Below are 25,313 nucleotides of genomic sequence, written 5' to 3'. Positions count from 1 at the left end.
AGATAGCATAAGAAAATAACAGATCTTTTCTATGACTTTTTAAATCAGAATTAACATCATTTTTCACCACTCCCATATTTTTATAAGAGTGGCTCATCCAATTTGCTTACCGTAAATATTGCAATGCCTGTTCGAACACCTGATCAGGACTTTGAGTTGCATCTATTCGCTTAATACGTTCTGGTTCAGCTTTCCATAAGGTTTCATAGCCTTCACGAACCTTAGTAAAGAAGCTTAACTTTTCTTGTTCAAAACGGTCTAAAGCTCCGCGTTCACGTGCACGGTTCATACCAAGTTCAATCGGTGCATCTAACCAGAAAGTCACCTCCGGCATGCGTGAAACGAAGTTCTGATTTAAAAGTTGTAATTTATCTTGGCTTAAACCACGACCAGAACATTGATAAGCAAAACTCGCATCGGTAAAGCGATCACTTAGTACAATTTTGTTAGCTTCTAAAGCAGGCAAAATAACCTGTTGTAAGTGTTGAGCGCGTGCCGCATAAATAAGCAATAGCTCAGTATCATGACTCATATTTTCATCATGATTCACCGCCAAAAGCATCGAACGAATTTGCTCAGCTAACGGTGTGCCCCCCGGCTCTCGAGTTAAAATAACTTGTTTGCCTTGCTCTTCAAAATGCTGATGAATTTTTCGAATGAGTGTAGTTTTACCTACCCCTTCCGTGCCTTCAAAGCTGATAAACATCTCTTTTCCTTATTTCTTCGATCTCAACACGGATAAATATTCTTGCACAGCTTGATTATGTGCTTGCAAGCTTGCCGTAAATTTATGACCACCATTACCAGTCGCTACGAAATAGATGTTATTTGAATCATCTGGATGTAACGCTGCTTCAATTGCTTTTTGGCTTGGCAAAGCAATTGGAGTCGGCGGTAAACCATTAATGGTATAAGTATTATATGGTGTTGGAGTACGCAGGTCTTCTCGGGTAATGTTGCCTTTATAGTTATTACCCATTCCGTAAATAACAGTTGGATCCGTTTGTAAACGCATACCGAGTTTTAAACGGCGGACAAAAACTCCAGAAACTTGTGTAAGTTCACTGTCTAAACTCGTTTCTTTCTCAACAATAGAAGCCATAATTAATGCTTCATATTTATCTTTATAAGGTAAATTCGGCGCGCGATTTGCCCAAGCTGTATCTAGAGCTTTTATTTGACGATGATATAAATCGGTAAGAATTTTCTTGTCAGTCTCGCCTTTGGCAAAGAAATAAGTATTCGGCGCGAATAAGCCTTCTGGATGATCGTAAGGAATCCCAAGCGCTTTCATAAGCTGATCATTAGGTAAATCCAATATTGTATTTTTTACATTTTTATCATTTTTGAGTGCAGTAATAAGCTGCTTAAAAGTTGTACCTTCAATCACCAAAACACGATTCATCTGAGCATTATCAGCGTCAGATAACATCTCTAACACTTGTCTTACGCTCATCCCTTGTTCAATTTCATACACACCAGCTTTCATGCTGTCATGAATCATAAACTTTTGATAAAGCTTCAATATGATAGGAAAGCTAACTTTATCTTCTTTTGCCAAACGATCAATAAAACCAGAATAAGTTTCTCCAGATGTAATCGATAACATCTGTTTTTTGCCTTCGATAGGATAAGCCTTAAACAAACTTGACCATAAAATGGCAAACGTAAAGATTAAAACAATAAAAAGGCCAATTAGAACCAATCGCTTAGAAAATTTTGGAGCTTGTTTTTTGTTATTTTTCTTGGCGTTTTTTGCTTTCGCATTCACAGGTGGCTTCGGCATATTAATGAATCTGATTTAAGTTAAGGATATGAAATAAATCTATGCATGCCTGTGTATCTAGCGTTTTCTCGCCTAAATGAGTAACCACTCGCATAGGGTTTAAAGCATTACAAAAGAATAGACTTTGTATTTCAGATACTTCATCTAATTCAATCACACGTACTTCACAGGCAATACCATGGTGCTGCATACGCGCCAGAATTTCTGCCCGCATTACACCGTGGACGCCATTATAGCGAAGTTCAGGAGTAATCCATCTATCATTTAAACGAATAAAACAATTACTACTGACCCCTTCAACAATATAACCTTGTACATCAGTAACTAATGCTTCAGCCCACCCGAGTTGATCTGCTTCTTTTTTTAGCAATACTTGTTCAAGGCGGTTTAAAGATTTAAGCCCCACTAAGCTCGGCATGGTTAAACCTAGGGCCTGATTTAAAACACCACACTGGATAAAATCAGGCATACACGGCTCTAAAGCTTTTGGATAAAACCAGATATAAATATCAGCTTCATGTTTCGGCAAAGTATAACCGCGATCGCCTTCCCCACGACTAATCACAATTTTTAAAGTGCCATTGAGTACGAGGTTCTGCTTTTGCAGCTGCTGTAAACTCAGTTCAATTAATTCAAAATTTACAGTCAAAGACAGTTTTTGACATGCAAGTTTTAGACGTTGCCAGTGCCTTTCTTTAAGCTCAATTTGGTTTTGAAAAACACGAATTGTAGTAAAGCATCCATCTCCATAATGAAAGGCTCGATCTAATAAAGGAATAGTCTCAACGGGTTGCCCATTTTTAAAACACCACATGTTTGTTCCATCCTTTGCTAAAAGCCGCACAACAATACAACACCTTTCATTTAAATAATAAATGATTGATTTTAAAAAATTATACCGATTTCCTATCTACTTTTGAAACTTGTTATATATCAAGATTTAAGAATAGTTTATCTCTTATTATTATTTCTATTTTTTTCATATTAAATTCGTTTTTTATTATTTTTTTAGAATAAAGACTAGCGCTATTCTGCGTTCATGTTTTGAACATTTCATATTTTTTGAGGACTTATCTCATGCGTTTTTCTCAATTAAAAGTCGGGGTTATCGCTGCACTTCTTTCTGTTTCGTCATTTGCAGCCCAAGAATTTTTAAACGTTTCTTACGATCCTACTCGTGAGCTATATACAGATTTCAACAAACAGTTCGGTACTTACTGGAAACAACGTACTGGTCAAGATATTGAGTTTAAGCAATCACACGGCGGTTCTGGTAAACAGGCTCGTGCGGTTATCGATGGCTTAAATGCAGATGTGGTGACATTAGCACTTGCAGCAGATATTGATGAAATTGCTGAAAAAGCAAAACTACTTCCAACTAACTGGCAGAAAAAACTGCCACAGAACTCAACGCCATATACATCAACTATTGTATTTTTGGTGCGTAAAGGCAATCCAAAGCAAATTAAAGACTGGGCTGATTTAATCAAACCAGGCGTAGAAATCATTACACCAAACCCGAAAACCTCTGGTGGTGCTCGTTGGAACTATCTTGCAGCTTGGGCTTGGGCAAAACATCAACCAGGCGGCAATGACGCGAAAGCACAAGAATACGTTCGCCAAATTTATAAACACACTAAAGTTCTAGACTCTGGTGCTCGCGGTGCGACGACTACTTTCGCTGAGCGTGGCATTGGTGATGTATTACTGGCTTGGGAAAATGAAGCTCATTTAGCTATTCGTGAACAGCCGGGCAAATTTGAAATTATTACTCCGTCTCTTTCGATCTTAGCTGAGCCTCCAGTTGCAATTGTGGAGAAGAATGCAGCTAAAAAAGGCAACTTAACTATTGCTAAAGGTTATCTCAACTATTTGTACTCACCTGCTGGTCAAGAAATTGCAGCACGTAACTTCTACCGTCCTCGTAACGCAGCTGTTCTTAAAAAATATAGCAATGTATTTAAGCCATTGAAGCTTGTAACAATCGATAAAGAATTTGGTGGTTGGACAAAAGTACAAAAACAACACTTTGATAATGGTGGTGTTTTCGATCAAATCGTGAAAATCAATAGTGCAGAGAAGTAATTCTTTGCACTAAAGGTAAGGAGAACAGACATGATTCACACTGTAATTGTTCCGGGTGTAGGTGGCAGTGAACATCAGCATTGGCAATCTTGGTTGCAGCGTCAACTCGTGTCTAGTTCTCGTGTTGAGCAAAAAAACTGGGATAGACCTGTATTAAGCGAATGGGTAGAGCAATTCGTTAAAACACTTCAAGCAGCTCAAGCTCCTGTTCAAATTGTTGCACATAGTTTTGGATGCTTAACGAGTGTAGCTGCTTTAGCTGAGCATCCAGAATTAAAAAGCCAAGTTAAGAAACTAATTTTAGTGGCTCCAGCGAATCCAGCACGCTTTGGGGAGGCGGGGTTTGCCCGCCATAGCTTGACCGACTACAAAGATTATTTTCATCAATTAAAAATTGATGTGCCTACAACGCTACTCATTAGTGAAAATGATCCATGGCTCGGCTTTTTTGATGCTTTACAACTTGCAAAATCATGGAAGTTAAATCCCGTCAATCTTGGTGAAGTGGGCCATATTAATGTTGCCTCAGGTTTTGGGCCATTTCCGGATTTGCTGAACTATTTGATTCCAGAAGATTCGATGTGTAGTCACTCATCTATCGACCCGGTAAAAACACATTTCTCTCTGAAATTTGCTTAATACCAATCTTTATACCGCACTGTTTATCTTTTTTTATTCGCTTACTGGTTTCAGCAGGCTTTTCTCTTTGAGGAAATATCATGTCGCAGCGATCCCGAGTGCTGCCTGGGTTTGGTCTATCTTTGGGCTTCACCCTCGCCTACGTTTCTTTTATTGTGCTTATTCCATTAGCCGCAGTCTTTATCAAATCATTTGGAATCGGATGGGACGGATTATGGGAAATTTTAACGTCTGAGCGTATTTTGAAATCGCTTCAACTCAGCTTTAGTTCAGCTTTAATCGCAGCATCTATTAATGTTGTGTTTGGTCTGCTTTTGGCTTGGTGTCTTGTCCGCTATAACTTTCCAGGAAAGCGTCTAGTTGATGCATTGGTCGATTTACCTTTTGCTCTTCCGACCGCAGTTGCAGGTATTGCACTGACTTCACTCTATGCACCTACTGGTTGGTTAGGTCAATATCTGGAACCACTTGGTATTCAGGTTGCCTATACGCCTATCGGGATTACGCTGGCATTGGTATTTATTGGTATTCCTTTTATTGTTCGGACCGTTCAACCAGTACTCAGCGATATTGAAACCGAACTTGAAGAGGCTGCTTCAGCACTTGGTGCAAATCGTTGGCAGACCATTACTAAAATTATTTTACCCATCTTACTACCTGCTCTATTTACAGGCTTTGCTTTAGCGTTTGCTCGCGGCGTGGGTGAGTATGGTTCTGTTATTTTTATTGCAGGTAACCAGCCATTTAAAACAGAAATTGCACCGCTGATGATCATTTCTCGTCTTGAAGAATATGATTATGCAGGTGCAACGACCATTGCAGCGGTCATGTTAGTTCTCTCTTTTATCATCCTATTTGTCATTAACTTACTTCAAGCATGGGCAAACCGTCGTACAGGGAGAAACATCACATGAATTTACATACCGACAGCAATGCACTTGCCTTGAAGTTACAGTCTCGTGATGCAACACGTGAGCCAACTTGGGTACGTTATACCCTTATTACAATTGCACTGATTTTTTTCCTCAGTTGCCTCATGCTGCCACTTATTTTGGTTTTCGTAGAAGCATTTAAACAGGGACTTGAAGTCTATGTTCAGGCTTTGATTGATCCAGATACGTTATCAGCAGTGAAATTAACATTACTCACCGCAGCAATTGCAGTTCCAATTAATGTGATATTTGGTGTTGCTGCAGCATGGGCTGTCTCTAAGTTCCAGTTTAAAGGTAAGGCAATTTTAACAACTATCATTGATATGCCTTTTTCAGTTTCACCTGTTATTGCAGGTTTAATGATTGTTCTAATTTTTGGTGCGCAAGGTTGGTTCGGCGGCTGGTTAATGGATCATGACATCAAGATTTTATATGCCGTACCTGGAATTGTTTTAGCCACCATTTTTATTACAGTTCCATTTGTGGCGCGTGAGTTAATTCCACTCATGGAAGCTCAGGGAACAGAGGAAGAAGAAGCAGCAATTGTACTCGGTGCATCAGGTTGGCAAACTTTTTGGAAGGTCACCCTCCCTAACATTAAATGGGGTCTGATTTACGGCGTGATTTTGTGTAATGCCCGTGCAATGGGTGAGTTTGGCGCAGTATCAGTGGTTTCTGGTCATATCCGTGGTGAAACCAATACTCTGCCATTGCATGTTGAAATTTTATATAACGAGTACACCTTTAGCGCAGCCTTTGCCGTGTCCTCACTGCTTGCCTTCTTAGCTCTTTTAACACTGATTTTAAAAACTTGGTTAGAGCTACATCAAGATAAACCAGAACCGCATTCAACTGATTCGTAAGGAATGAAATCATGAGTATTCAAGTTAAAAATATTGAAAAACACTTTGGTGCATTCCATGCGCTTAAAAATATTTCCCTAGACTTTCCAGAGGGTGAACTGGTTGCGCTACTTGGACCATCTGGTTGTGGTAAGACGACTCTGCTTCGTATCATTGCAGGTCTAGAGTCAGCCGATGGCGGTCAGGTTTTACTTGAAGGTGAAGATGCGACTAATGTACATGTGCGTGAGCGTCAGGTCGGCTTTGTATTTCAGCACTATGCTTTATTCCGTCACATGACTGTATTTGACAATATTGCCTTTGGTTTACGTGTTCGACCTCGTGCAACCCGTCCTTCGGAAGCTGAAATTAAAAAACGTGTCACTCGTTTACTTGATCTAGTTCAACTAGGCTTTTTAGCAGACCGCTACCCTGCTCAGCTTTCTGGCGGACAACGTCAGCGTATTGCTTTAGCCCGTGCTTTAGCAGTAGAACCTCGCGTGTTATTACTCGATGAACCATTTGGCGCTCTAGATGCCAAAGTACGCAAAGAATTACGTCGCTGGTTACGCAACTTACATGATGAATTGCATATCACTTCAATTTTCGTGACTCACGATCAAGAAGAAGCACTTGAGGTTGCAGACCAGATTATTGTCATGAATAAAGGTAATGTTGAGCAAATCGGTTCACCTCGTGAAGTTTATGAAAAACCTGCAACGCCATTTGTGTTTGATTTCTTGGGTCAGGCAAATCGATTTGAAGGTGAACATACGGAAGGTATTATCCGTATCGGTAATGACCGTATTCAATTACCAACAGCAGTTGAGGCACCTCAAGGAAAAGTGATTGCTTTTGCCCGTCCAGATGAGTTACATATTCACTCGCAACCGCAAGCGAATACCATTGAAGCGACTTTTGTACGTGAAATCTGGATTGCTGGAAAAGTAGTGGCCGAATTACAAGACCGTAATGGACGTTTAATTGAAATTGCTCTGAGCAGTGAAGCTGCAAAATTACATGCATTTAAACCTAATCAAACTGTTTGGGTGAGCGCATCTCAATTGCACTTATTTGCAGACCAAGTTGCTTAAGAAATATATTTGGTGAGGAAATATCTTGCGGATCTTTAGACGCTCCTCACCTCTTTTGAGGAAAAGTGTAAATGAACTTTCAACAATTAAGAATTATCCGAGAAACAGTACGCCAAAACTTTAACTTGACGGAAGCATCGGCTGCACTCTACACATCTCAATCGGGTGTAAGTAAACATATCAAAGATTTAGAAGATGAATTAGGTGTTCAACTTTTCGTTCGTAAAGGTAAACGCCTTTTAGGTTTAACTGAACCAGGCCAGTCACTTCTTAGCATTGTTGAACGCATGTTAGTGGATGCTGAAAATATTAAACGACTTGCTGAAGATTTTAATAAGGTTGACGAAGGAACATTAACAATCGCAACTACGCATACTCAAGCGCGTTATGTATTGCCTCCAATCGTTAATCAATTTAAGAAATTATTTCCAAAAGTTCATTTGATTTTACAACAAGCTAGCCCTGTCGAAATTTCAGAAATGCTTTTACAAGGCGAAGCGGATATTGGAATTGCAACCGAGTCTTTAACGACTGAAGAAAATCTGGCTAGCATTCCTTACTACCAATGGCAACACAGTATTATTACCCCGCAAAATCATCCTTTAGTGCAGGCAGATAAGATCACTCTAGAACTTTTAGCAGAATATCCACTCATTACTTATCATGGTGGTTTTACAGGTCGATCTAAAATTGATAAAGCCTTTGAAGAGGCTCATCTAGATGCAGATATCGTAATGTCAGCTCTTGATGCCGATGTTATCAAAACCTATGTGGAACTTGGCATGGGTGTGGGTATTGTCAATGACGTGGCTTATGATACAGAACGTGATTATCGTTTAAAGCAAACCAAAACTGATATTTTTGGTGTTAATACGACATGGATTGCGGTTCGCAAAGGCCACTTATTACGCGGTTATGGTTACGAATTTATTTCTTTATGCTCACCTGATGCGGATATTAAAGCGCTTAAGAAAATTGCTTACCCAGACGAATAAAAATTAAAAATAAATAAAAGAGCTTTTTAGCTCTTTTATTTATTCTATTAAGTACAAAAAAAACGAGCCGTAGCTCGTTTTTTCTTTTGTGATCTTACCAGTAGAAGTTCACACCAACTTTACCAACTGGCATCCATTGGTATTTATCGTCATTACGAATTTCATTTGCTTCTTTATCAACAGCATCTTGGGCAGATGTTGGGTTACCTGTTACAGGAGCAAGGTTATATTGAGTTAACTGAACTTGTGGGTTACCAGTATAGTAAGCACCTACCTCACCAAATACACCCCAGTTTTTATTGATTTTAGGTGCAAAACCAAAACCTAAGTATGGAGCGATATCATTCTTGTAAGACATTTTACCTCTTACACCGCCCTCTTGGCCTGCAACTGCTTGTTGATAGTTCTTACCATCAATTGATAAAGTTTCACCATTACCAATACGTTTAGCTAAGTCATAATCATTATCTAGATAAGCAGCACCCGCAGCTATATATAATCCTTGAGCCCAACGGTTAGCACTTGCACCCCATGGACGAATCTCAGCATTTAAATAGATATTATTGTTATCCATATCTAGGTCATATTTAGTACCATTTACAGAAACATCATCTGTCCACGAAATGTCACCACCGTTATAACCCAAAGCCAAACCTACATATGGGTTTGCTTGCCATAATAAAGCACCACCGTAACCAGTTGTACCTACCTCAGCACGTGCCCCCACAGGAATTAATTGGTTTTTGTCAAATGCGTAGCTGTCATGAACAACGGCTTCATCTGCCATAGCAGCGCCAGCAGCGAATAAAGCTGTTGTAGTGACTAATACACGTAATGCTTTCATAGTTTTCTCCTCAAAAAGGCTCTGTTTTTAATTTATTCATCTTGTGACTGAAATCATAATAATGACAGCTTAGATTCTTTTTTATACAAAAAATGCTAGATTTCTGTTATTTTTTGATACAAATTGAGTTAAATTTTTATTTTCAAATCATTTTTGTGTAAAAAACACTTGATTATCTAATAAGCTTATTTCGATTTACCTCATTTATATCATCAATTAAACGTAACACGTTTTTTGAAAGATTCTTGTCACAAATTAGTGTAAAATCTTTAAAATTTTTTATGGAAGGAAGATCATGTCTCAGCTTTCTACGATCATTGAGCAAGCATTTGAAGACCGCGCAAATTTTACTGCAGCAGATTGTTCAAGCGAAATTCGCCAAGCTGTTGAAGAAGCAATTGCTGGTTTAGATAACGGTACACTTCGAGTTGCTGAAAAAATCAATGGTGAATGGGTTGTTCATCAATGGTTAAAAAAAGCTGTTTTATTATCATTTAAACTTAATGACAATAAACCAATTGAGTCATGTGATCTTCGTTTCTATGACAAAGTTGAAACTAAATTCTCTGGTTGGACTGAAGAGCAATTTAAAGCTGCAGGTGTTCGTGTTGTTCCTCCTGCTGTAGCACGTCGTGGTAGCTTCCAAGCTAAAAACGTGGTGTTAATGCCATCTTATGTCAACATTGGTGCTTATGTAGATGAAGGCACAATGGTTGATACATGGGCAACTGTAGGTTCATGTGCTCAAATCGGTAAAAATGTTCACTTGTCTGGTGGTGTAGGTATTGGTGGTGTTTTAGAACCATTACAAGCTAACCCAACCATTATTGAAGACAACTGCTTTATCGGTGCACGTTCAGAAATCGTTGAAGGCGTTATCGTTGAAGAAGGTTCAGTCATTTCAATGGGCGTTTTCATTGGTCAATCAACTAAAATTTATGACCGTGAAACTGGCGAAATCCATTATGGCCGTGTACCAGCAGGTTCAGTTGTAGTTTCAGGTAGCTTGCCATCTAAATGTGGTACTTACAGCTTATATGCTGCAATTATCGTGAAAAAAGTTGATGCGCAAACACGTTCAAAAACAAGCTTGAACGATTTGTTACGCGCTGACTAATTTGTTATAACTCTGTTGCGGAGCTTTAATCGCTCCTCATCTCTACGATCAAACTGATCGTAGAGATTTTATTTTTTATATAGTGTGGTATTTCTAGAATGGCTTCCTTACGTTCCTCTGCAATTCCTGTCTCAGACCCTGCGTCCGGTTTACGCATTACCGAGATTTTTTACTCGTTGCAGGGTGAAGCAAATGCCTCTGGCCTACCGACTGTATTTATCCGTCTAACAGGCTGTCCATTACGTTGTAGCTATTGCGATACCACCTATTCCTTTGAGGGTGGCGAACGTTTTTCACTTGAACATATCATTGAAACAGCTACACAATTTCAAACACCTTATATTTGTGTGACAGGTGGTGAACCTCTTGCTCAGCCAAACTGTTTGATTTTATTACAACGTTTATGTGAAGCAGGTTTTGACGTTTCTCTAGAAACCAGTGGCGCTCTTGATGTGTCAAAAGTAGACCCTCGTGTCTCTAAAGTTCTCGATTTGAAAACACCAACTTCTGGTGAAGAACATCGCAATCTCATCAGTAATCTTGACCATTTAACACCACGTGACCAAATCAAATTTGTGATTTGTAATCGTGAAGACTATGAATGGTCAAAGCAACAAGTTGAAAAATATCAACTGCAAACCAAAGTCAGTACCGTTTGGTTCTCCCCTGCCTTTGCGGTTGAAAAAGGTGCTGTAGGCCTGCCACGTCTAGCACGTGATCTGGCACAGTGGATACTTGATGATAAATTACCTGTTCGTTTCCAGCTTCAGTTACATAAACTGCTTTGGAACGATGAATCAGGTCGTTAATCACTCAATAAAATAAATCATTCCGAATATGGAGAAAAATATGCGCTCTCGTGCCATTGTTTTACTTTCAGGCGGCTTAGACTCAACCACTTGCCTAGCTTGGGCACAAGCGCGCTATGAATGTATTGCTATTAGTTTTATGTATGGTCAACGCTCAACCACTGAACTTGATGCTGCAAAAGCATTAGCTCAGCGTTCAGGTGTTGAACATCGTGTAATTAATATTGATCTCGCTAATTTAGGTGGATCAGCACTTACAGATCACAACATTGCAGTACCAGAACAGTTACAAGAAGGTATTCCTGTAACTTATGTACCAGCGCGTAACACTATTTTCCTCTCGTATGCTCTAGCAGCAGCTGAAGTATTTAATGCTGAAGCTATTGTTATTGGTATCAATGCTGTTGATTATTCAGGATATCCTGATTGTCGCCCTGAATTTATTGATGCTTTTGCGAATATGGCCCGTTTAGCAACTAAAGCTGGCGTAGAAGGAAAACCACTTAAATTTGAAACACCCCTGTTACATTTATCCAAAGCGAATATCATACGTTTAGGGATTGAACATGGCGTAGACTATAGTCAAACGGTATCTTGCTACCAAGCAGATGCTCAAGGACGTGCGTGTGGTAAATGTGACAGTTGCCGTTTGCGTAAAGAAGGCTTTATCGATGCTGGTGTTACCGATCCAACACGCTATATACCGTAATAAGTAGGTAAAATTTATGAAGTTGTTAAAATCAAATCTTATTCTTTCATCTTTATTCTCAGCAGCTGCACTTATGGCTGGTTCAGTTCAAGCAGCTGAAAACCCAGTTCAAGCGGCATATAAAAGCACTAACGTTAAAGGTGCATTAGTTAACGTTTGTAAAGAACAAACTGCTAAAGGCGGCAAGTTAAGTTCATCTGAAGTTAGCAAATTCTGTAGCTGCCAAGTTGAAGCACAAGGTAAAGTGACTGAAGCACAAAAATGGGAAATCCAAAGCGCAATCAATGCGAATAAAAGCCCAAGTTCTCTAGGATTTGTACAACAACAAAACCGTGATCTTAAAGCATGTTTTGGTCCTCAGTTAACAACTAAGCTTGAAAAGTTAACTGAAGATGCAATGAAGGCAGCTCAACAACAAACTCCTAAAAAATAAGATTTTAATGTTCCAAATTAAGCCTGCATTTATGCAGGCTTTTTTTATAGCTCTGTTAAAATAACAGCACTTTTGACCAATTCATTTAATGTAAGCCATGCAAGAACAATGGAAAACTAATGCTAACCATAAAAGGTCTATTGTCTCATTTAGTGGAGGCAAAGATAGTTCTCTAGCACTCTACCATGCAATGCAGACAGGCGAAGTGATTGGATTGATTGTAATGCTAGAAGAACAAGGCCAACGTTCTCGCTCACATGCCATGCCTCTTGATATTATTCAAGCGCAAGCTAAAGCAATCGGCTTTCCCGTGTTTATAGCTTCATCAAGTTGGAATGACTATGAAGTAAAGTTTATTGAATTACTCAATCAAGCAAAGCAACAAGGAGCCGAGGTACTGGTTACAGGTGACCTTGATATGCCTGAACACGGCTGTTGGCATGATCGAGTAACGCAACAAGTAGGTCTTCAATTAGGAATGCCTCTTTGGCTACGTCCGCATCGTGAAGTTGTTGAAGAATTTATTCAACTTGGATTCCAGAGTGTAGTGGTGACCGTAAACCTTAAACTCGGGATGAATATAGACGATTTAGGTAAAACCTTAACTTTAGAATACATCCAAGAGCTTGAGAACCGTGGTATTGATCCATGTGGTGAGGGCGGTGAATTTCATACGACCATGATTGATGGGCCAATTTTTAACAAAGCAATCCCTGTAAGAAAACTCAATATTGTTTATCATGAGGAATACGCTTTTTTACCACTTGAATTAGATCATATTTAACTTTTATTTAAAGGATAAGAAATGTCTGAGAATATTCAACTCCCAAATCAGGTGTTCCCTACTACACACGGCGAAGTGAACTTGGCCGAAGTCGAAAATGAATGGTTAATCATTTACTTCTATCCTAAAGACTCAACACCAGGCTGTACAACACAAGCAGTTGGTTTTTCTTGTTTGAAAGATCAATTTGAAGCTTTAGGTGCCCGTATTTTCGGTATTTCACGTGACTCGGTAAAAGCCCATCAAAATTTTACAGAGAAGCAAGCACTTACTATTGATCTGATCAGTGATAAAGAAGAAACTCTTTGTCATCACTTTGACGTGATTAAAGAAAAGAATATGTATGGTAAAAAAGTCATGGGTATTGAACGTTCTACTTTTATTTTCCATAACAAAACTTTAGTTAAAAGCTATCGCAAAGTTAAAGCAGCTGGGCACGCAGAGCAAGTTCTAGAAGACTTAAAAGCACTACAAACAGCTTAATAAACTTAAAAACAAAAAGCGGGCATAATGCTCGTTTTTTGTATATGAACAAATTACTTACTACTTTACTTTGGCGTATGATAAACATATTAGAATAATTCACGCTAAGGTATTTACATGAGTCTGCTCAAAGTTTGTAATTTACTGTCTAGTGGTCTTGTTATTTCTGCATGCTCCGTTAGTTCATCCAGTATGCCGCCCTCAATTACACCATCTACCACGCAAGTTGAAACTCCACCTATAAAAATAAGTTGCCAAGATTTACAAAACCCTGCCTATCAACAAGCCGTACTTAAAATAATTAATCAGATTCGCCAGCAATCACGCCAATGTGGACAACAATATTTCGCTGCAACCAGACCATTAAGTTGGAGTAATAATTTATATAAAGGTGCACTTTCTCATAGTGAAGATATGGCAACACACAACTTTTTTGGACATGTTGACTCCAGAGGATTAGATTTAAAATCTCGTTTGAAAATTTATAATACACTCGGTAAAGCCAATGGTGAAAATGTCGCGAGTGGACAGAAAACATTAGATGAAGTGATGTCTAGATGGCTGTCGAGTCCCCTACATTGTAGTAACCTAATGAACCCTAAATTTACAACTTACGCAATTGCTTGTGCTTCTGATCAATCTGTAAAACAAAAGAGCTATTGGACTCAACAATTTGGTACACGTTAAAAGGAAAAAAGATGCAATCAGGTTCGATCACCCCTATTTTAAGAATTTTTGATGTCGAATTAGCTCAATCATTTTATCTTGAGTTCTTAGGTTTTCAGCTTGATTGGCAACACCAATTTGAAGACAACTTTCCGTTATATTTACAAATTTCTAAAGATGATTGCGTTATTCATTTATCTGAGCATTTTGGAGATGCGAGTCCTCATAGTGCGATCCGTATTTATTGGGAACATATCTATGAGTTGCACAGTGAGCTAAGCCAAAAAAATTATAAATTTTCTAAGCCTCAAGTTGAAAAAACAGATTGGGAGACACTTGAACTCTGTATCACCGATCCTTTTTCAAACCGAATTATCTTTTGGGCAGATGCTTAATTTATATGCACTTACTCAAAATCATCTAAATTAGAGCGATCATCTTCTTCAAAGCGTTGTTGCAACTGTTGATAAGTGCGTGTTTTTTTAAATTCATCCAAAAATTGAATAGTTCCTACAGGGAAAAATTCGGTCTGGATTTCACCACGATAATAAGCTTCACGCATTGGTGTTGCCGAGATAGAGTCTTTTAAACTATCAAGTTCAACCATAATCCACTCAGGAAATAGTCGTAAATAATATGAAGACTCATCCTTAAAGTGTCCAATCAAACCAACTTTTGAGTTCGGTTCAATTACGCCATTCACTAAAGATTTGACTTGTTTTACCCATTTTTCGTCATTATAAACATCTACTACATGTACAAAACGAATACGTTTTTGCTCTTCTAACGAGAAATTTGACAAGATCATTTGCTCGCGCTCTACTGCTAAGAACGGATTTTTAATATTACGTTCCATTTGAGCAGAACCTAATGCCAAAACGACATAGTGGCTTTGTTGTAAGGCAATTTCAATTGTCTGCATATGAGCTAAATGAAATGGTTGAAAACGCCCTATAAAAACGAGATAGTCAAATTTATACATAATTAGATTTTCACTTTTTATGAACTCACCAGTTAACCGCATTACAAAAAATATGCGCCATAATGAGAACCTAAAAATTAACAACGTGGTTTAAAGCAAGGATAGTACGATGACACTTAGCTGTATTCAACAACCTCATCAACATTTACACGCAAATTTAGAAGGTGGCGTACTCACCTTAGCCATAAATCGTCCAGAAGCGAAAAATGCACTGTATGGCGAACTTTACTTATGGATTGCCAAAGCACTTGATGAAGCTGACCAAGACAAAGATGTACGAGTAATCATTCTACGTGGTGTAGAGCAAGACTTTACCGCTGGTAATGACATGAAAGATTTTATGGGCTTTGTACAAAATCCTAATCTAGGTCCAGCAGGTCAAGTTCCTCCGTTTGTACTCCTTAAATCTGCTGCTAGATTATCAAAGCCGCTTATTATTGCAGTAAAAGGTGTGGCAATTGGTATTGGTGTTACGATTTTATTACACGCAGATTTAGTTTTTGCTGACAACACTGCCCTTTTCCAAATTCCATTTGTAAGTCTTGGCCTTTCTCCAGAAGGCGGTGCAAGCCAACTATTGGTTAAACAAGCGGGTTATCACAAAGCAGCTGAACTTCTATTTACTGCGAAAAAATTTAATGCAGAAACCGCAGTACAAGCAAGCTTAGTTAATGAAGTTGTTGAAGATGCTTATGCATCTGCTCAGGCAACTGCTCAACATTTAGCAGCTTTACCACTTGCCTCATTAAAACAAACCAAAGCATTGATGAAACATGATTTAGATCAAATTATTGAATGTATTGATCATGAAGCTGAAATCTTTATGCAGCGCGTTCAATCTCCAGAAATGCTAGAAGCTGTACAAGCATTTATGCAAAAACGTAAACCAGATTTCTCACAGTTTAATTAAAATCAATTTCTATGATTTGAATAAACTCAAAGGCAGGCTCTTCATAAGGATGGCTTGCCTTTAATGCTTTTGCTACAGCCTTTGCATTTTCTTCAATTACAATTGTTTCAACTCGCCACTCATCAACTTGTTCAAGTTCACCCAGCTCTCCGATATAAGGATCTGCACCTTTGACTGGTTTAAATTGCCCTGTTCCTTTCACTTGCCATGCGCAGTGTTCATAATTACCGATACCACCCGCACCAGCAGAAAAAATAGCTTGTTTTGTCGACTCAAGATGTGACTCAGGTACGTAATAAATCAGCTTTAACATAAGTAGAATGGCTCGAAACTAGTGAACTAGCTTTAAATCATACCTTTAAAAAAGCTTCTAAATCAAAGTCAGCTCATCATTACCAAATAATTTACTCCAATAAAGAGGATTTGAATGGCAAGTGCCAAGCCAAATAAGCGCCAGCCCTTATCTTTGGTATACATTGTTCTTATGTGATACTTATTTTTCATCATTTTGATCTCCGATTTTTATCGTTGTTACAGAGAAAGCAAAAATTGATCCAATCTTGAACAAACTATAAAGTGTTAAATAGCCGAATGTCTATAGGCTTATAATTTTCATAAAATGCTTAGTAGAGCTACACTCATTTATATGTAACTCTTACTCTGAACAAAGTTTTAAATTTCAGTGTGCTAGAGCTGCGTCTTTATAATTTTAAGTATTCGATTTCTTTAAATATCTGTTCTCATATATTGTCATCATGAATGCTAAACCACATAAAATGACGAAACCGCCAGTCATTGGTATTAATGTACCGTTATATAGCTGCCCAATAATGGAAGCGAGAATAAGTGACAAAACAGAGGATGCTGCACCAATAATGGCCGAAGCCATACCAGCAACATGCCCCATTGGTTCCATTGCAATCGCGTTTAAATTACCAAATAAAGTTCCAAATAATAAAAATAAAATGCAGGCATAAAGCATAAACATCCAGAATGAAACAGCCACACCTAAAAGTTGAATTCCTAAGAAAACTAAAGAAATTAAGCACAAACCTAGAAAGCCATAAATACAGATTGGACGCATACCAAACTTCATAACAATTTTAGAGTTTGTAAATGAAGCGACTCCCATTACACCTGCAAGCACAGCAAAATAAGCACTAAACTCTTGCCCTGTTTTCCCAAACTGCTGCATAAAAATTTGCTGAGAAGTACCCAAATAACCAATGAATCCACCAAAGCAAAAACCTGCACATAGCAAATAGCTCATGGTGGTTTTATTACTTACAACTTCTTTAAAACCTTCCCGAAATGCTTGTAGACGCATAGGTAAACGATTTTCTGGAAGCAACGTCTCTTCCAAACGTAAAGCAACCCATACCCCGACAACTGTGGCATAGGCCATATATAAAACAAAGATCTCACGCCAACCAAAGAAATGGATAATGAGCTGTCCCAAACTTGGTGCAATTGCTGGGGCAACCATAAACACCATCATAATTAAAGACATGATGCGGGCCATTTGAGCCCCACTGTATTTATCCCTAACAATTGAAATAGAAGCCACATAAGGACCTGATACACCAACCCCTTGAATGAAACGTCCAATTAGAAACCATTCAAAACTTTGTGTGGTAAAACACAACAAACTTCCCAGAAAGTAAATAACAATTCCTGTGAATAAAATACGTTTACGGCCAATCGCATCGGATAGAGGGCCAGCAATCAGTTGACCAATCGTCATACCGGAAAAAATACCAATAATGACCCACTGTGTCTGATTATTATTTTTTAAGTCAAAAACTCGTCCGATTTCGCCCAAAGCAGGTAGGACTGCATCTATTGAAAAAGAAACAATAGACATGAGCAATGCCATCAGAAGTGCAAATTCATGGAAATGGATTTTTGATTTCATTTTTCTTCTCTGCTATTTATTAATATCGTACTACATATAAATAAGCCACCTTACGGTGGCTTATTTCAATTTTTATATTAACCGATAAACTTACGTGCGTTACGGAACATACGTAACCATGCACCATCTTCAGTCCATTCTTCTGGACTCCAAGAGTGTTGAATTGCACGGAAAGTACGCTCTGGGTGTGGCATCATAATTGTTGCACGACCATCTTTAGACGTTACACCAGTAATCGCTTCTGGCGAACCATTCGGATTCAATGGATAATGTTGAGTCGGGTTACCATGGCTGTCAACATAACGCAAAGCAACTTGGTTAGCTGCATTCAAGCCTGCAATATCAGCTTCACTCGCAACTGCACGACCTTCACCGTGTGCTACAGCAATCGGTAAAATCGAACCTTCCATTCCATTAAGCAATACAGAAACAGATTTTTCAACACGAACGTTTACGCTACGAGCTTCAAAAACTTCTGACATATTGCGGTGGAAACGTGGCCAGTGTTCAGCACCCGGAATAAGTGGCGCTAATTGTGACAACATTTGGCAACCATTACAGATACCTAAGCTGAACGTATCTTCACGATGGAAGAATTGTTCAAACTGATCACGTAATTTCGCATTGAACAATACAGATTTTGCCCAGCCACCGCCAGCACCCATTACGTCACCGTAAGAGAAACCGCCACAAGTCACTAAACCTTCAAAATCACTTAGGCTAACGCGACCTGCAAGTAAATCACTCATATGCACGTCAACGGTATTGAAACCAACCTTATCAAAGGCTGCTGCCATCTCAATATGACCGTTTACACCTTGCTCACGCAAGATCGCCATATTAGGACGACGTGTGTTAATGAACGGTGCTTCAATAGGTTCATTCAAGTCAAATGTTGGTTTAGCAATTAAGCCTTGATGTGATTTATCTGCAATTAAAGCAAATTCTTGGTCAGCAGTTTCAATGTTATCACGTAAACGTTGGATCTGATGAGATACTTCTGACCAAGCTTGTTGTAACTCTGCGCGCTCTAAAGTCAAACCATTTACAGATAATTGATCTGTGTTGTTTACACGACCAACTACAGCAATTGCATCTTTTAAGCTAGAAGCAGCAACTTCTGCTTGTAAAGCGTCCCAATCAGTTGCCTTAATTTGAAGAACTGCACCAATTTCTTCAGCAAATAAACTTGCTGGAGTTTGGTCTTCTAATGCAACACCTAAACGTGCAGCGAACATCATTTCAGCAACAGTTGCGAGTAAACCACCATCACCAATGTCATGGTAAGCTTGAATCAAGTCACGGTTGTTCCAATCTTGAATTAAAGCAAAGAACGCTTTGAAATCATCAAAACTATCAACGTCTGGAGTGATTGAACCGATTGCTTTATATACTTGCGCAAGAATCGAACCACCTAAACGGAACTGGCCTTTAGATAAATCAATACGTACAAGTACTGAGTCTTCTAAATTCTTAAGTTCAGGTGTTAAAGTCTTACGAACATCAGCTACTGGAGCAAATGCAGTAATTACACCAGTCATTGGAGATGTTACAGCTTTATCTTCACCATTATCATTCCAAGTGGTACGCATTGAAAGCGAGTCTTTACCTACAGGAATCGCAATTCCTAAAGCAGGACACATTTCCATACCAATCGCTTTCACACCTTCAAACAATGCTTGGTCTTCACCTTTTTGACCAGCAGCAGCCATCCAGTTTGCAGAAAGTTTGATATCGCTAATTTGTTCAATGTTTGCACATGCAATATTAGTAATTGCTTCAGCAACTGCCAAACGAGCAGATGCTGCTGGATTTAACAATGCTACTGGCGGACGTTCACCCATCGCCATTGCTTCACCAGTGAAGCCTTGTAAGCTTGTCGTCGTTACTGCTGCATCCGCAACAGGAATCTGCCAACGACCAACCATTTGATCACGTGCAACCATACCTGTAATTGAGCGGTCACCAATGGTGATTAAGAATGACTTAGACGCAACTGTAGGATTTTTCAATACACGGAAAATCGCATCTTTCAAATCAACTTTTGAAGCGTCAAACTCGTTACCTTTACGCTCAATTGTTTCATAAGAACGTTGCATACGCGGTGTACCACCAAGCATTACTTGCATTGGGATATCAACTGCATTGTTCTGGAACAATGGATCTTCAACAGTTAAATGACGAGCTTCAGTTGCTTCACCTAACACGGCAAATGGACAACGTTCACGAGCACAGATTGATTCGAACTGTTCTAAAGACTCTGGACGAATTGCAAGAACATAACGCTCTTGTGCTTCGTTTGACCAGATTTCCATTGGGCTCATGCCCGGTTCTAATGAAGGAATCTTACGAAGGTTAAGAACTGCACCTAACTCATGGTCATTCACAAGTTCAGGCATAGCATTTGATAGACCACCCGCACCAACGTCGTGTACAGAAACGATTGGGTTGAAGTCTTCTAAGCGCCAGCATGTATCGATCACTTCTTGACAACGGCGTTCCATTTCTGGGTTTTCACGTTGTACAGATGCGAAATCAAGGCTTTCACCCATTGTACCGCTGTCTACAGAAGATGCTGCACCGCCGCCAAGACCGATTAACATTGCAGGGCCACCCAATACAATGAGCAAGTCACCTGGTTGAATCGCATCTTTTTCTACATGGTCAGGACGAATGTTACCATAACCACCAGCAATCATGATTGGCTTATGGAAGCCCTTCACTTCACCATTTACATTCTGTTCGAAAGTACGGAAATAACCATTTAATGCAGGACGGCCGAATTCGTTGTTAAATGCCGCGCCACCTAATGGACCTTCAATCATGATTTGTAATGGCGATGCCATACGTGAAGGTTTACCGTAGTTTTCTTCCCACGGTTGTTCAAAACCAGGAATATTTAAGTTAGAAACAGTAAAGCCTGTTAAACCAGCTTTTGGTTTACCACCACGACCAGTTGCACCTTCATCACGGATTTCACCGCCTGAACCGGTAGCAGCACCAGCAAATGGAGAAATTGCTGTTGGGTGGTTATGAGTTTCAACCTTCATTAAAATATGAGCAGCCTGGCTCTTATATTTATAAACAAAGTGACCATTTTCATCCGCTTTTGGATAAAAACGCATCGTGTCATAACCAACGATTACAGACGCGTTATCTTTATATGCAGATAACACATCAGTTGGAGATTCTTTATAAGTATTTTTAATCATCTGGAACAATGATAATGGTTGTTTTTCACCATCAATTGTCCATTCAGAACCGAAGATTTTATGACGACAGTGTTCAGAGTTCGCCTGTGCAAACATCATCAATTCGATATCATTTGGATTACGACCAAGCTTACCGAATGCTTCTGTTAAATAATCAATTTCTTGTTCAGAAAGCGCAAAACCGAACTCATTGTTCGCTTTAACCAAAGCTTCTTTGCCTTCGCCCAAGATATCAATTGAATTTAATGGTTTTGGAGCTGTTTCTGAGAATAATGCTTTTGCATCTTCAATTTGAGCAAAAACTGTTTCTGTCATACGGTCATGAAGTACTTGTTTAACTTCATTCGTAATTTCAGTAACGCCTTTTAACGTGAATAAAAGACCACGTTCTAAACGGTGTACTGGCGTATTACAGTTTTTGAAAATATCAGTTGCTTTAGAAGACCAAGGTGAAATAGTACCCACACGTGGTGTAACTAAAATCTGAATCTCATCACTTGCAGATTGACGAAGTTCAAAAGACTCACCGTCATTCAATAATTGCAAAGCAGATTGATGTTGCTGCTCGTTGAGCGCGTGATCAAACAAATAGACCCATTGGCTGTCAAAAGATTGAACAGAACTAATTGACGATAAACGTGTTAATAGTTGAGCTTTCTTAAAAGAAGAATGTGCTGCTGCACCGGCCACGATAAACATGTTGATTTTGGCTCCACGGGCAGGTCTTGTGAACCTTACCGCAATGTGACTTTAGAGAGAGCGCATATTCTACTGCTTCTTGGTAAAATCAGCTAGATGTAGAATCAGTATTCTGTAACCTAATTCTGCAAGAAGTGATTTGTTTTTTGTTCAAAATCATTTTTTTAGTCATTCTTGCTAAAAATAAATTGTTGCATGTTTATTCAATAACATAATAAAACCCGAACTAAGACAAACTATGTCGCACCAAGCTAGTGCTTTTAAGTTTTTTTTGGCATGATCAGGTTTTATAGTTTTGAATAATGATAAATGGAACAAATGCGTTGGTTAGAGCTGCTTTCCGCAGTTCGTTTAGGTAGCAAAAAAAGTAGTACAGAACTGGCTCGTAGCCCATTCCATAAAGATTATGACCGCATTATATTTTCTCAAAGTTTTCGTCAGTTAAACCGTAAGACGCAAGTTCATCCTCTAGCACAACATGATGGCATTCATACCCGCTTAACACACTCCCTTGAGGTTTCCTGCATTGGTCGCTCAATGGGCATGCTTGCCGCAGAAAAAATAAAAGATGAATTACCTGTCTGGATTTCACCTGCCGATGTCGGAGCAATTATTCAGGCAGCTTGTCTGGCCCACGATATTGGTAACCCCCCTTTTGGACATGCGGGTGAATACGCAATTCGTGAATGGTTCGATGATGCCTCACATGATGATTTTTTAAAGAAACTAAGCCCCGAAGAAGAAGCTGATGTTCGTCAGTTTGAAGGTAATGCTCAAGGATTACGTCTATTAAGTCGCATTGACTATCATCCAAATGATGGCGGTATGCGCTTAACTTATGCAACTTTAGGTGCTTATCTAAAATATCCATGGCTTTCAAAAACAATTGCTTCGCAGGGTGACCGCCCTTCGCATCAAAGAGCAAAGTTTGGTTGTTATCAGTCTGAAAAAGAAATTTTAAAACAGATTGCGGAACAGCTCGGGCTGATTCAACTCGGGGAATATCATTATTGCCGTCATCCACTCACGTACCTGTTAGAAGCTGCTGATGACATTTGCTATGCCCTCATTGATTTAGAAGATGGTATTGTCTTAAATATGCTGAGTTACCAAGAAGTTGAACCAATATTCCTAAATCTTATTGCCGACTATGGTCAACCTGAAGAGTTGTCTCATCCAAACAGTACATGGCAACAAAAGATCTCAGCATTACGTGGTCGAGTCATGAAACGTCTTGTTGATGAAGTCACTACGGCTTTTGCTAAAAATCACTATGAAATCATTACAGGTCAGCTTAAAGGCAATCTTTTGCAATATTGTTCGCCAGATATTGCAATTGGTATCGAAACTGCCAAAAATCTGGCACGTGATAAAATTTTTGAGCACCCACAAAAGTCGGGTTTAGAAATTATTGCACATCAGAGTTTACAAACGATTTTGGATGCATTTGTACCACTCACAACGCCGCATAAATCTTTAAGCTTTAAAGAACAACGTTTAATGTCTATCCTTAACCTGTATGGTGCTAACTTTAGCAATAATCACTACAGCAATATCATGCAAGTACTCGATATTATTAGTAAGTTCTCAGATCATCAGGCTTATAGCTTGGCGCAAGAGTTGCAAGGTAATAAAATTGGCTTGTTTTAAGCTGGCTTGATATAGAAAGAAATAAAACCAGTGTCGTTTTCAATTCATTTTAGAACGACCAGATTTACAGTTATGAATAAGTGAAATTACGCTATGATCGGATGTTTAATTGGCGAAGTGTTTGCCTTAGAAGCCCCTACTGTCTTACTGAATGTAAATGGGGTGGGCTATGAAATTGATACGCCACTTTCAACATTTTGCCAATTACAAAAGGGCCAGAAAGTTACGCTATGGACGCATTTGGTTGTTCGTGAAGATGCTCAACAACTCTACGGTTTTAGTGATGCTCAAGAGAAAACAATTTTCCGCACCTTATTAAAAGTAAACGGTGTCGGTCCGAAAATGGCATTGGGTATTTTATCGACGCTAAGTGTTGAGTTATTGGTTCACACCATTGAACATGATGATATAAATACGCTGCTCAAAGTTCCAGGGGTTGGCAAAAAAACAGCTGAACGTTTAATGATTGAACTCCGTGACCGTTTCAAAACATTGGCTCAAGGCACTTCAACTGTGGCGACCATGCCTCAAATTCAATTTGCTGCAAATTCTCCTGTTGCAGAGGCAGAAGCTGCGTTGCAATCTTTAGGTTATAAACCACTTGAAGCACAAAAAGCTGTTGCTGCGGTTAAAGCCGATTACACAGAATCAGCCGATATTATTCGTGCTGCTCTTAAATCCATGATGAAGTAAAACACTTATGCAAGACCGTCTAATCAGTGGAACAGAAAAACCAGAAGATCATTTTGACCGGGCTATTCGACCAACTTCTCTTGCCGACTATATTGGGCAACCAGTCGTACGCGAGCAAATGGAAATTTTTATTGGTGCTGCTCGTGGCCGTGGTGAAGCACTCGACCATACACTGATTTTTGGTCCGCCGGGTTTAGGTAAAACCACACTTGCTAATATTATTGCTCGAGAAATGGGTGGTAACCTCAAATCTACTTCAGGACCGGTATTAGAACGTGCGGGTGATTTAGCAGCAATGCTGACTAACCTTGAAGAAGGCGATGTTTTATTTATTGATGAGATTCATCGTCTTTCTCCAGTGATTGAAGAAATTCTCTATCCAGCAATGGAAGATTACCAATTAGATATCATGATTGGTGAAGGCCCTGCTGCTCGTTCAATTAAACTCGATTTACCACCTTTTACACTCGTCGCTGCGACCACACGTGCGGGCTTGTTGACCTCACCATTACGTGACCGCTTCGGTATTGTGCAACGTCTTGAGTTCTACTCTGTAGAAGACTTGACTCACATTGTGTCACGCTCTGCAAACTTAATGGATGTACCCATTACAGTTGAAGGCGCAGAAGAAGTAGCACGCCGATCACGCGGAACACCTCGTATCGCTAACCGTTTATTACGACGTGTTCGTGACTATGCTCAAGTGAAAGGCACAGGTGAAGTGACCCATGAAATGGCGCAGCGCGCACTAGATATGCTCAATGTTGATAAAGCTGGCTTAGATACCCTAGACAGACGTTATTTGAGCATGCTATTAGAGCGTTTTGATGGCGGTCCTGCTGGAGTTGAAGCGCTTGCAGCAGCGATGGCTGAAGACAGCGGTACGCTTGAAGATGTGATTGAACCTTATTTAATTCAACAAGGTTATGTCATGCGTACTGCACGAGGTCGGATTGCAACCAACCAATCTTATTTACAGTTTGGAATGACACCACCTGAGCCTAAAAACTAATCAAAGGAAGAGAATTTTCTCT

General features: G+C 39.3%; 27 protein-coding genes. 18 read left to right on the top strand and 9 right to left on the bottom strand.

Annotated elements, in window-relative coordinates:
• Positions 1-106: 106 nt before the first annotated feature.
• Genes tmk through pabC form a run of 3 tightly spaced genes read right to left on the bottom strand, consistent with a single transcriptional unit; the run spans position 107 to position 2,600 of the window.
• On the bottom strand, positions 107-706 hold the full coding sequence (tmk, locus tag AC52J8_RS04965; RefSeq protein ID WP_086399787.1) for a dTMP kinase: 600 nt from the start codon (positions 704-706) through the stop codon (positions 107-109).
• A 9-nt stretch (positions 707-715) separates the two neighbouring features.
• Positions 716-1,786 (bottom strand): endolytic transglycosylase MltG, encoded by a 1,071-nt coding sequence (gene mltG / locus AC52J8_RS04960; protein ID WP_086399786.1) that lies wholly within the window; start codon positions 1,784-1,786, stop codon positions 716-718.
• A gap of 1 nt (position 1,787) precedes the next feature.
• On the bottom strand, positions 1,788-2,600 hold the full coding sequence (gene pabC, locus AC52J8_RS04955) for an aminodeoxychorismate lyase (protein WP_086399785.1): 813 nt from the start codon (positions 2,598-2,600) through the stop codon (positions 1,788-1,790).
• A gap of 263 nt (positions 2,601-2,863) precedes the next feature.
• Between pabC and AC52J8_RS04950 the strand changes: the two genes are divergently transcribed.
• The 6 genes from AC52J8_RS04950 (at position 2,864) to AC52J8_RS04925 (ending at position 8,373) form a co-directional block, all read left to right on the top strand.
• On the top strand, positions 2,864-3,871 hold the full coding sequence (locus AC52J8_RS04950) for a sulfate ABC transporter substrate-binding protein (protein WP_001212602.1): 1,008 nt from the start codon (positions 2,864-2,866) through the stop codon (positions 3,869-3,871).
• Positions 3,872-3,901: 30 nt separating this feature from the next.
• Positions 3,902-4,510 (top strand): RBBP9/YdeN family alpha/beta hydrolase, encoded by a 609-nt coding sequence (locus tag AC52J8_RS04945; RefSeq protein ID WP_086611388.1) that lies wholly within the window; start codon positions 3,902-3,904, stop codon positions 4,508-4,510.
• 80 nt (positions 4,511-4,590) lie between these two features.
• The gene (gene cysT / locus AC52J8_RS04940) at positions 4,591-5,424 is read left to right on the top strand and encodes a sulfate ABC transporter permease subunit CysT (RefSeq protein ID WP_005067805.1); all 834 of its coding nucleotides are present in this window, start codon (positions 4,591-4,593) and stop codon (positions 5,422-5,424) included.
• Positions 5,421-6,305, top strand: coding sequence for a sulfate ABC transporter permease subunit CysW (gene cysW / locus AC52J8_RS04935; RefSeq protein ID WP_002118746.1), 885 nt, complete (start codon positions 5,421-5,423; stop codon positions 6,303-6,305). The genes cysT and cysW overlap by 4 nt, the downstream gene beginning before the upstream one ends.
• Positions 6,306-6,316: 11 nt before the next feature.
• A complete protein-coding gene (locus AC52J8_RS04930) occupies positions 6,317-7,378 on the top strand; it encodes a sulfate/molybdate ABC transporter ATP-binding protein (protein WP_002118816.1) in 1,062 nt (353 codons plus the stop codon).
• A gap of 71 nt (positions 7,379-7,449) precedes the next feature.
• A complete protein-coding gene (locus tag AC52J8_RS04925) occupies positions 7,450-8,373 on the top strand; it encodes a CysB family HTH-type transcriptional regulator (protein ID WP_002118601.1) in 924 nt (307 codons plus the stop codon).
• 94 nt (positions 8,374-8,467) lie between these two features.
• On the opposite strand, the gene carO is transcribed toward AC52J8_RS04925, so the two are convergent.
• The gene (gene carO, locus AC52J8_RS04920) at positions 8,468-9,217 is read right to left on the bottom strand and encodes an ornithine uptake porin CarO type 1 (RefSeq protein ID WP_032035952.1); all 750 of its coding nucleotides are present in this window, start codon (positions 9,215-9,217) and stop codon (positions 8,468-8,470) included.
• A gap of 295 nt (positions 9,218-9,512) precedes the next feature.
• Between carO and dapD the strand changes: the two genes are divergently transcribed.
• The 8 genes from dapD to AC52J8_RS04880 all read left to right on the top strand — a co-directional run bounded on the left by dapD (position 9,513) and on the right by AC52J8_RS04880 (position 14,613).
• Positions 9,513-10,334: a 2,3,4,5-tetrahydropyridine-2,6-dicarboxylate N-succinyltransferase gene (dapD, locus tag AC52J8_RS04915; RefSeq protein WP_002118664.1), complete on the top strand. Its 822-nt coding sequence runs from the start codon at positions 9,513-9,515 to the stop codon at positions 10,332-10,334.
• A 98-nt stretch (positions 10,335-10,432) separates the two neighbouring features.
• The gene (gene queE / locus AC52J8_RS04910; RefSeq protein WP_033847880.1) at positions 10,433-11,143 is read left to right on the top strand and encodes a 7-carboxy-7-deazaguanine synthase QueE; all 711 of its coding nucleotides are present in this window, start codon (positions 10,433-10,435) and stop codon (positions 11,141-11,143) included.
• Positions 11,144-11,183: 40 nt separating this feature from the next.
• Entirely contained in the window at positions 11,184-11,852 is a 669-nt protein-coding gene (gene queC, locus AC52J8_RS04905; protein ID WP_002118843.1) for a 7-cyano-7-deazaguanine synthase QueC, read from the top strand.
• A gap of 16 nt (positions 11,853-11,868) precedes the next feature.
• Positions 11,869-12,285, top strand: coding sequence for a hypothetical protein (locus tag AC52J8_RS04900; RefSeq protein WP_496538886.1), 417 nt, complete (start codon positions 11,869-11,871; stop codon positions 12,283-12,285).
• 97 nt (positions 12,286-12,382) lie between these two features.
• Positions 12,383-13,069: a Dph6-related ATP pyrophosphatase gene (locus tag AC52J8_RS04895; RefSeq protein ID WP_086399782.1), complete on the top strand. Its 687-nt coding sequence runs from the start codon at positions 12,383-12,385 to the stop codon at positions 13,067-13,069.
• Between the two features lie 21 nt (positions 13,070-13,090).
• The gene (locus AC52J8_RS04890) at positions 13,091-13,552 is read left to right on the top strand and encodes a peroxiredoxin (RefSeq protein WP_017480568.1); all 462 of its coding nucleotides are present in this window, start codon (positions 13,091-13,093) and stop codon (positions 13,550-13,552) included.
• 117 nt (positions 13,553-13,669) lie between these two features.
• Positions 13,670-14,239, top strand: a complete 570-nt coding sequence (locus AC52J8_RS04885; RefSeq protein ID WP_140157916.1) for a CAP domain-containing protein — start codon at positions 13,670-13,672, stop codon at positions 14,237-14,239.
• 11 nt (positions 14,240-14,250) lie between these two features.
• The gene (locus AC52J8_RS04880; protein ID WP_017480566.1) at positions 14,251-14,613 is read left to right on the top strand and encodes a glyoxalase superfamily protein; all 363 of its coding nucleotides are present in this window, start codon (positions 14,251-14,253) and stop codon (positions 14,611-14,613) included.
• An 11-nt stretch (positions 14,614-14,624) separates the two neighbouring features.
• Here AC52J8_RS04880 and AC52J8_RS04875 read toward each other — a convergent pair whose 3' ends face one another.
• Positions 14,625-15,200 carry a nicotinate-nicotinamide nucleotide adenylyltransferase gene (locus tag AC52J8_RS04875; RefSeq protein ID WP_002119001.1) on the bottom strand — a complete coding sequence of 192 codons (576 nt, stop codon included), beginning with the start codon at positions 15,198-15,200 and terminating at the stop codon, positions 14,625-14,627.
• A gap of 109 nt (positions 15,201-15,309) precedes the next feature.
• Here AC52J8_RS04875 and AC52J8_RS04870 point away from each other — a divergent pair, with 109 nt between their 5' ends.
• Entirely contained in the window at positions 15,310-16,110 is an 801-nt protein-coding gene (locus tag AC52J8_RS04870; RefSeq protein ID WP_017480564.1) for an enoyl-CoA hydratase-related protein, read from the top strand.
• On the opposite strand, the gene AC52J8_RS04865 is transcribed toward AC52J8_RS04870, so the two are convergent.
• The 4 genes from AC52J8_RS04865 to purL form a co-directional block, all read right to left on the bottom strand.
• Positions 16,103-16,423 carry a YqfO family protein gene (locus AC52J8_RS04865; protein WP_017480563.1) on the bottom strand — a complete coding sequence of 107 codons (321 nt, stop codon included), beginning with the start codon at positions 16,421-16,423 and terminating at the stop codon, positions 16,103-16,105. The two genes, AC52J8_RS04870 and AC52J8_RS04865, sit on opposite strands and share 8 nt — an antisense overlap.
• Before the next feature lie 68 nt (positions 16,424-16,491).
• Positions 16,492-16,617, bottom strand: coding sequence for a KGW motif small protein (locus AC52J8_RS04860; RefSeq protein ID WP_031944991.1), 126 nt, complete (start codon positions 16,615-16,617; stop codon positions 16,492-16,494).
• Positions 16,618-16,819: 202 nt separating this feature from the next.
• A complete protein-coding gene (locus tag AC52J8_RS04855; protein ID WP_017480562.1) occupies positions 16,820-18,025 on the bottom strand; it encodes a multidrug effflux MFS transporter in 1,206 nt (401 codons plus the stop codon).
• 77 nt (positions 18,026-18,102) lie between these two features.
• Positions 18,103-21,936 carry a phosphoribosylformylglycinamidine synthase gene (gene purL / locus AC52J8_RS04850; protein ID WP_086399780.1) on the bottom strand — a complete coding sequence of 1,278 codons (3,834 nt, stop codon included), beginning with the start codon at positions 21,934-21,936 and terminating at the stop codon, positions 18,103-18,105.
• Positions 21,937-22,245: 309 nt separating this feature from the next.
• Here purL and AC52J8_RS04845 point away from each other — a divergent pair, with 309 nt between their 5' ends.
• From AC52J8_RS04845 to ruvB, 3 genes are all read left to right on the top strand, one after another.
• Entirely contained in the window at positions 22,246-23,586 is a 1,341-nt protein-coding gene (locus tag AC52J8_RS04845; RefSeq protein WP_005067780.1) for a deoxyguanosinetriphosphate triphosphohydrolase, read from the top strand.
• Between the two features lie 93 nt (positions 23,587-23,679).
• The gene (gene ruvA, locus AC52J8_RS04840) at positions 23,680-24,279 is read left to right on the top strand and encodes a Holliday junction branch migration protein RuvA (RefSeq protein WP_496538885.1); all 600 of its coding nucleotides are present in this window, start codon (positions 23,680-23,682) and stop codon (positions 24,277-24,279) included.
• Between the two features lie 7 nt (positions 24,280-24,286).
• Complete coding sequence (gene ruvB, locus AC52J8_RS04835; RefSeq protein ID WP_002052424.1) at positions 24,287-25,291, top strand: Holliday junction branch migration DNA helicase RuvB; 1,005 nt, start codon at positions 24,287-24,289, stop codon at positions 25,289-25,291.
• The last annotated feature ends 22 nt before the right edge of the window (positions 25,292-25,313 follow it).

This window comes from Acinetobacter sp. S-1 (assembly GCF_059579785.1).
Note: the sequence above shows the minus strand (reverse complement) of the source record. Positions and strands in the feature narration are given on the sequence as shown.